This window comes from Gordonia sp. DT30 (assembly GCF_049844915.1).
GTDB lineage: Bacteria > Actinomycetota > Actinomycetes > Mycobacteriales > Mycobacteriaceae > Gordonia.
This window is the reverse complement of record NZ_JBNCLY010000007.1, coordinates 191,155-198,138: the sequence shown is the minus strand read 5'-3', so window position 1 is coordinate 198,138 and position 6,984 is coordinate 191,155. Positions and strand designations below refer to the sequence as shown.

Genomic DNA, 6,984 nt, shown 5'->3' with positions numbered 1-6,984 from the left:
CGCGGCGATGTCAACGCAGTCGGCGCCGTCGGCGACCGCGGCAACCAGATCAGCAAATACCGCGCCCGGTGCATGCGCCCACGGCCCGCGGTAGGTGTCGGCCAACACTGCTGTGACCTGCTCAGATAGGCCAGTCAGGTCCGCGACTTCGCGCACCATTCCAACTCCGGCGTGCGAGAGGACCCCGTGTCCGTCGGCCGATACTTTCACTCGCGAAGCCGTTGCGATATTCTTCACCTGCGAAGTGCCTTTCTGCCTGCGTGATGGAGCCCTAGAGAAGTCCCATTATGCCTTGCAGGGAAGGCACTTTCGCTTATCAGCACACCATTTTCCGTGCTTCCGCACGAAAAATCCAGGTTAGGTCGATCAGTGGGCCGCCCAATCACCAGCTCGACTTGCTGATTCCGGGGAGTTCGCCGCGATGTGCCAACTCGCGGAAGCGGATTCGCGATACACCGGCCTTGCCGAGGTAGCCGCGCGGACGGCCGTCGACGGCGTCGCGGTTGCGGATGCGTACCGGACTGGCGTCGCGGGGGAGGGCCTGCAGGCGCTGCCTGGCCGCAGCTCGATCTTCCGGGGCCGCAGCAGCATCGGAGGCGATCCGCTTGTACTCGGCCCGGCGGTCGGCGTAACGCGCAACCGCCTCCTTGCGTTTCTCGTTCTTGACGATCTTGGACTTCTTGGCCATCAGCGGTCCTCCTTGAATTCGACGTACCTGCGTGCGATGGGGTCGTATTTGCGCAACACCATGCGGTCGGGATCGTTGCGGCGGTTCTTGCGGGTGACGTGGGTGTAGCCGGTGCCGGCCGTGGACCGCAGTGTGACGATCGGCCGGATCGCGTTGCGCGCCATCAGATCTTCTCCCCGCGGGCGCGGATCTCGGCGACGACCGCCTCGATGCCGCGTCGATCGATGGTCTTGATGCCGCGGGCGCTGACCCGGAGGGTGATGTAGCGATCCTCGTCGGCCAGGTAGAAGCGGTGGCGCTGAATATTGGGATTCCATCGGCGGTTCGTCCGCTTGTGTGAATGCGACACGGCCTTGCCGAATCCGGGCGTCGCGCCGGTGACCTGACAACGGGCAGACATGCCCACCTCCTTGGTGACGAAGAGTCACCCTATTGACAATGATTGGCGTTAGAACTCGGCACAGGCTACCGTGGGCGCGAGCAAAATGAAAATCGTTCTCAATTACGGGAGGGGTGGCCGGCATCGAACCGCAGATCTTTGGGGGTGGGGAATCGGCGCCACGCCGCACACCGGTCACGCTGGTGACCGGACTCGAGGCGGCCGCGCTCGGACGCGTGGCCCACGCGATGCTCATGTCGGCAACGGTGCTGGTCCACCACGACCTCCGGGTGGTCGCGTCGGGCCGCGTGATCCGCACCGTCACATCGGTCGCCGCCGACGGCTCGGCCGTCGAGCAGATCACCGAGGTCGTCCTCGAACACGGTTGCGTGTCATGCACATTGCGGGAGGACCTGCTCCCGCTGCTGCGTCGGCTCCATCAGCGGGGTTCGGTGGACCGGATAGTGCTGCAACTGGACCCGCTGGTGGAGCCGGAAGCGCTGAGCTGGGCGATCGACAACGTCATCGTGAGTGACATGCCGGGATTCATCGACGGCCCGGCCGGGCGGGACGTCCAGATCGTCGCGACACTGACATGTGTCTCCGAGTCGGGCTGGCTCGAGGACGCGACCGGAGACCTCACCCTCGCCGAGGCGGGCATGGGGGTTCGCGACGACGACGAGCGAACCCTCGCTCAGCTCGCGGTCGCGCAGGTGGGCTTCGCCGACGCGTTGATCGTGCAGGCCACCGACCCGGCGATGCGCGATGCCTGGCAATCGGCGCGGCTCATGGCCGTTCTGCGCCGCGTGGCCCCGCGTGTCCCGATCGCGATGGAGCTGCCGCAACGCCGCATGACCGCGGTCACCGTCATGCAACTGCTGCGCGCCATCCCCGAGGGAGCGCGTCGCGGCCGCATCGACGGGCCCCACGATCCGTTGCTGCGCGGCCAACCCCCACTGGTCGACGAATGTGGGGTCGGGATAGTCGAATTCAACGCCGATCGGCCGTTCCACCCGCGGCGGTTGCACGAGGCACTCGACGTCCTGCTCGACGGAGTGGTGTGTACGCGCGGGCGGCTCTGGCTGGCCACCGGACCCGACGAGGCGTACTGGATCGAGTCGGCAGGTGAGGCGTTGCGGGTGGCGACGGGTGGTCGATGGCTGGCCGCGATGGATGCCGACGAGCTGGCCGGACAAGATCCCGAACGACGCGCGATGGCCGCGTTGCGCTGGCGTCCCCAATACGGTGACCGGCACAGCGCGCTGGTCATCGTCACCCACCGGGCCGATGGCGACGACATCAGCCAGGCGCTGGCCGCGGCGTGTCTCGACGACGCAGAAATGGCCGCGGGCCCCGACGGTGGCGGGAGTTCGACGATCCGTTCGGTACCGAGCACACCGATCCGTGCGACGAGATGACCCTGACCGACCCCGCAGTCGCCGAATACCGCGACACCCCCCGAACCCAGAGCCCCCGAGAGGAACACCCATGAAACCCGGCATCCATCCCGACTATCACCCCGTGGTCTTCCGCGACGCCTCCACCGGAACGCAATTCTGTACCCGATCGACGATGACGTCGGCGACGACGGTCGAATGGTCCGATGGCAACACCTATCCGCTGGTTGTCGTCGACGTGACCAGCGACTCGCATCCGTTCTGGACCGGGACGAGCAGGCCGGTCGACACCCAGGGGCGCGTCGAACGATGCCGCCGCCGCTACGGTGATCAGGCATATCGGACGACGAGGCGGCCGCAGGCGAAGCCCGCTGAATAGGCCCTCACCAGCGACGACGGGTCGTACTCCGTTCGATTGGTTATCGGGCTCGCCGCAACGGGCACGGGTTAGAGTGACTGCGTCACGCCGTCGACCTCGTTGGAGGAATCATGTCCCCGCGCCCCGAGCGCCGAGCCCGTCATGCGATGCGGATCCTGCTGTTTGCCGCGGCCGTCGCGGTGGCGCTCGTCGGTCTCGGGTCAGGGGTGTCGGGGCTCGCCGGGCAGGTGGCCGCCGATCCGGTGACCGGGTCGACCGCGGTCACCGCCGACCCCGGTGATCCGGGCACCTCTCAACCGCCGGACTCCACCCCGCCGCCGGAGACCTCCACCACCGAGCCGACGACATCGGAAACCGTGCCCTCACCTCCGCCGACGCAGCCCTCGGCACCACCGTCGACGTCGACGACCACGCTGGTGCCCACGAGCCGCCCGCAGACGACGGTGCAACAGGCTCCGCAGCAGCCGGCACCGACGTCGAGGCCGCGGGTGACGACGGCGCCGGTGACCGTCACCCAGAACGTCGTCCCGGTCGCCCAGAAGAAGTCGTCGCCGGGGCACACCGCACTCATCGCGGTGTCGGTGATCGCGATCGTCGGTGCCGCAGCAATTCTCGGGTATCTGCTGGTCGGCAGACTGCGGAGCCGGCGATGACTCCCGGCGGACCACCCGCCGCCGGCCCGGGCCCCCGCCCTGGACCGCCCGCTGCCCCCGCATCTCCGACGCGCCATGTCCCGGCGCCGGGGTTCGTGCCGCGACCGGTACCGGGCCGGTTTCCGCCCGGTCCGCCGCATCCCGGTCCCCTCCGGTCCGGGGCGGCCCCATCCGGTCGCGGCGATCTCACCCCGGAGCTGATCGAGACCGACGTGTGGACCGACGCGATGGTCGAGCAGGCCGGGATTCCGGTGGTCGACGTCGCGTTCGTCACCGTGGGTTCGGGTATCGGTTCGTTCGTGACCGTCGACTATCTGCGGATCTGCGGGGTTCGACTCGACCAGATCGCGGTGCTCGGGCCGCAGGATGTGCCATGGCATTCATACGAGTACCTGACGCGGGTGTCGCAGATCCCGCGTCGCGAACGGCTGCGGTCGGATTCGGCGTCGACTCCCGACAACATCTGGGGTTTCCCGTCGTATGCGGTGCGCGAGGCGTGGGCCGACAAGTCGATCGGGCCGCTGTGGACAGTTTTCGCAGAACCGGTCTTCGCCAACTTCTACACACCCAAGGCCGGCCATGCCTTCGACTCGATGGAGAAGGAATGTCATCGGATCGGCTACCAGCAGTGCCTGCGGCAAGGGCAGGTGCGGATGATCCGCCGCCGAGCCGGTGGCGGCTACTACACGATACTCACACCGCCGCAAGGGAGTTCGTCGACCAAGCGCATCGCATTCCGCAGTCGGTGGGTACACGTCGCCATCGGCTATCCGGGCATCAAACTGCTGCCCGATCTGCAGGCATTCCGCGAGACGTATCGGGATGCGAGCAAGGTGGTCAACGCTTATGAGCCGCACGAGCACATCTCTCAATCGTTGCAGCGCCGCCCGGGGACGGTGATGATCCGTGGCGCGGGCATCGTCGCCTCACGGGTGTTACAGCGGTTGATCGACGACCGCGACGCCCTCGGCCTGCAGACGCAGATCGTGCACCTGTTCCGCACGTACGTCGACAAGTCGCACGGCCCGCATATCTTCATGCGCCGCAAAGGCAAAGACGGATGGGCATATCAGGGATTCAACTACCCCAAATCGGTGTGGGGCGGGCAGCTCAAGTCGCGTATGCGCAAACTCGAGGGCCACGAGCGGGCCGCGGCGTATAAGCTGATGGGCGGTACCAACACGCCCGTGCGCGACGATTGGCAGGAACAACTCGCGAGGGGCCGCCGTGAGGGCTGGTATCGCGTGGCGGTCGGCAAGGCCGAGGCTCTGGTGCCCGCGCCCGGTGGGCAGGGCGTGGTCGCCACCGTCCGCGTCGATCCGCATGCGCCGATCGCCCAGCAAGCCCGCCCCGATGGCACCTTCGAGCTCTACGCCGACTATGTGATCGACTGCACGGGTCTCGAAGCCGATGTGCGGGAACACCGTCTGCTCGCCGACCTGCTCGACCACACCGGTGCCGGCCTCAATCCGATCGGTCGGATGGATGTGGCGCGCAACTTCGAGCTCACCGGTACCGGCAGCGGTAACGGCAAGATATATGCGTCCGGCTCGGCCACCCTTGGTGGATATTTCCCGGGTGTCGATACTTTTCTCGGGCTGCAGATCGCCGCGCTCGAAATCGTCGACGACCTGGCAAGGCAAGGTTTCTGCAAAAGGCTGTCGCCGTGGCGCTCGACAAGCCAGTGGTGGCGCTGGGCACGTAGCAAAGGGGTGGACTGAGTTGTTGCCGACCCTGTGGGGACGTATCCAGACCCGAATCCTGGTGCTGGGCATCATCGGTGGCCTGTGGACGCTGATCATCGGCCCGCTGCTCCCGGACGGCGCCGCGCTCGGTGACACCTACGCCGTCGCATTCATCGTGCTCGCGGTGATCGTGGTGCTCGGCGTCGGCTGGGAGTTGCTGTATCACCTGCTGCAGCAGTTCCGTTGGGAGAAGGACTGGCCGACGTTGTTCGGTCTGCTCACCGGTGTCAACGAGGGCATCGTCGCGTGGTTCGTCGTACAGTATGCGCCGATCTTTCCGGGCACGCTGGGCCCGCCACCTCCCGGTGCATATGCACTGCAGTTCGTGACGACGTGGTTGCTGGTGTGGATCGTGCTCAACGGGCCGCTTCGAGTGTCCTTCCCGCACTGGAGATTCCAAGGAGGTCGGTTCTTTTGAGCGCGCCCGTTCCCAACCCGAGTGTGACGCCTGCGGTGACATTGGTGCCGGGGTCGGGCATCGTCATCCGCAAGCGGGCGTTCTTGTGTGTGCTCGGGGAGAGTTCGCGATCGCTGCTTCCCGGCATTCTCGCGATCGAGGAGTCGGTGGCCACACCCGACCGGATGCCGCGCCGGGGTCGGCATGTGGTGCGTGCGGTGGCGCAGTTGGTGGCCACCGCCGACCTCGATGAGGTGCCCGACATCGGCTTTGCCGCGCCCGAGGGCGTCGGGATCGCGATCTACCTCAGCGGGGCGGTATTCGGTGAGGCCGACGGGCGGCGGCTGCGCAGCGACGGGACCGAACCATTCGATCGGGCCATCGGGTGGCCCTATGAGGGTCTCGGGCTCTATCTCGCCGATGCCGTGCCGGCCGAGCCCGGTGAGGAGACCTACGATCTCGTCGAGGGATTCGTCCCGGCCGCCGGTGCGCTGCTGCACACACCGCTGGGTCTGCGCGGTACCGAGGTCCTCGATCTCGAGCCTGATGGGCGGAAGCCCGAAGGCGCGCCGGCGGTATCGATTGCCGAGACGCCCGCGCCGCAGTCCGATCCGGCACCCCCGGTCGACCCGACACCCCCGGAACCGCCGTCACCCGACCCGACACCCCCGGAACCGCCGTCACCGCAACCGCCGTCACCGCAACCACAGTCACTTGCGCCGGGTGGTGCCTTTCAGGTCGACTCGCTGCAGGATGCGGTCCCCGAACGCCGTGAACCGCTGCCCGTGCAGGAGAGGCAGAAGCCGGCGACCGAGGTCGTCAAGGTGGTCGAATCGCGTGCTCAGGTCCACGGGATTCGCTGTAGCCGTGGCCATCTCAATCATCCACGCTCGTGGCTCTGTGGTGTGTGCGGTATCCGGATGGACCAGTTGACCGGCATTCTCGTCGAAGGCGAACGCCCGCCGCTGGGGTGGCTGCTCCTCGACAACGGATCGACGCATCTGCTCGACGAGGACCTCGTTCTCGGCCGTGAGCCCGAGAGCCCCGGCCGAGCCGGCCGCGGAACACCGAAACCGATTCGCGTACAGGACGAGTCGGGTCAACTCTCCCGACGGCACATCGAGCTGCGGCTGGTCGAATGGGATGTACACCTCATCGACCTGGGTTCGGCGAACGGTACTTTCGTCAGCGACCAGTCGAGCCAGAGCCGCGAGTTCCGGCTGACGCCGCGTCAGCCGCACGTACTGGCGCCGGGCTCGCATGTCCGGATCGGCGGACGGCACTTCATCTTCGAGTCACCACACGCCCGGACGTGACACCGGTGACGAGTATGGCGCGGGTGACGA

The 6,984-nt window shown here is 67.1% G+C and carries 8 protein-coding genes and 2 pseudogenes; 6 read left to right on the top strand and 4 right to left on the bottom strand.

Features of this window, described 5'->3' with window-relative positions:
* The 4 genes and pseudogenes from ACLQ3C_RS09675 to rpmB all read right to left on the bottom strand — a co-directional run.
* A pseudogene (locus ACLQ3C_RS09675) lies at window positions 1-237 on the bottom strand (IS1380 family transposase); the annotation flags it as partial.
* A gap of 145 nt (window positions 238-382) precedes the next feature.
* Window positions 383-688: a 30S ribosomal protein S14 gene (gene rpsN / locus ACLQ3C_RS09670; RefSeq protein ID WP_425704834.1), complete on the bottom strand. Its 306-nt coding sequence runs from the start codon at window positions 686-688 to the stop codon at window positions 383-385.
* Window positions 688-852: a 50S ribosomal protein L33 gene (gene rpmG, locus ACLQ3C_RS09665; RefSeq protein ID WP_425704833.1), complete on the bottom strand. Its 165-nt coding sequence runs from the start codon at window positions 850-852 to the stop codon at window positions 688-690. The genes rpsN and rpmG overlap by 1 nt, the downstream gene beginning before the upstream one ends.
* Window positions 852-1,088, bottom strand: a complete 237-nt coding sequence (gene rpmB / locus ACLQ3C_RS09660; protein WP_425704832.1) for a 50S ribosomal protein L28 — start codon at window positions 1,086-1,088, stop codon at window positions 852-854. Before rpmB ends, rpmG begins: the two co-directional genes overlap by 1 nt.
* 122 nt (window positions 1,089-1,210) lie before the next feature.
* Between rpmB and mrf the strand changes: the two are divergent.
* The 6 genes and pseudogenes from mrf to ACLQ3C_RS09630 all read left to right on the top strand — a co-directional run bounded on the left by mrf (window position 1,211) and on the right by ACLQ3C_RS09630 (window position 6,954).
* Window positions 1,211-2,559 (top strand): annotated as a pseudogene (gene mrf, locus ACLQ3C_RS09655) (ribosome hibernation factor-recruiting GTPase MRF).
* Window positions 2,556-2,843 carry a type B 50S ribosomal protein L31 gene (locus tag ACLQ3C_RS09650; protein WP_425704831.1) on the top strand — a complete coding sequence of 96 codons (288 nt, stop codon included), beginning with the start codon at window positions 2,556-2,558 and terminating at the stop codon, window positions 2,841-2,843. Before mrf ends, ACLQ3C_RS09650 begins: the two are co-directional and overlap by 4 nt.
* A 110-nt stretch (window positions 2,844-2,953) precedes the next feature.
* Window positions 2,954-3,496: a hypothetical protein gene (locus ACLQ3C_RS09645; RefSeq protein WP_425704830.1), complete on the top strand. Its 543-nt coding sequence runs from the start codon at window positions 2,954-2,956 to the stop codon at window positions 3,494-3,496.
* Window positions 3,493-5,217: a hypothetical protein gene (locus ACLQ3C_RS09640; protein ID WP_425704829.1), complete on the top strand. Its 1,725-nt coding sequence runs from the start codon at window positions 3,493-3,495 to the stop codon at window positions 5,215-5,217. Before ACLQ3C_RS09645 ends, ACLQ3C_RS09640 begins: the two co-directional genes overlap by 4 nt.
* Before the next feature lies 1 nt (window position 5,218).
* Window positions 5,219-5,659: a hypothetical protein gene (locus ACLQ3C_RS09635; protein WP_425704828.1), complete on the top strand. Its 441-nt coding sequence runs from the start codon at window positions 5,219-5,221 to the stop codon at window positions 5,657-5,659.
* A complete protein-coding gene (locus ACLQ3C_RS09630; RefSeq protein WP_425704827.1) occupies window positions 5,656-6,954 on the top strand; it encodes an FHA domain-containing protein in 1,299 nt (432 codons plus the stop codon). Before ACLQ3C_RS09635 ends, ACLQ3C_RS09630 begins: the two co-directional genes overlap by 4 nt.
* Window positions 6,955-6,984: the final 30 nt, after the last annotated feature.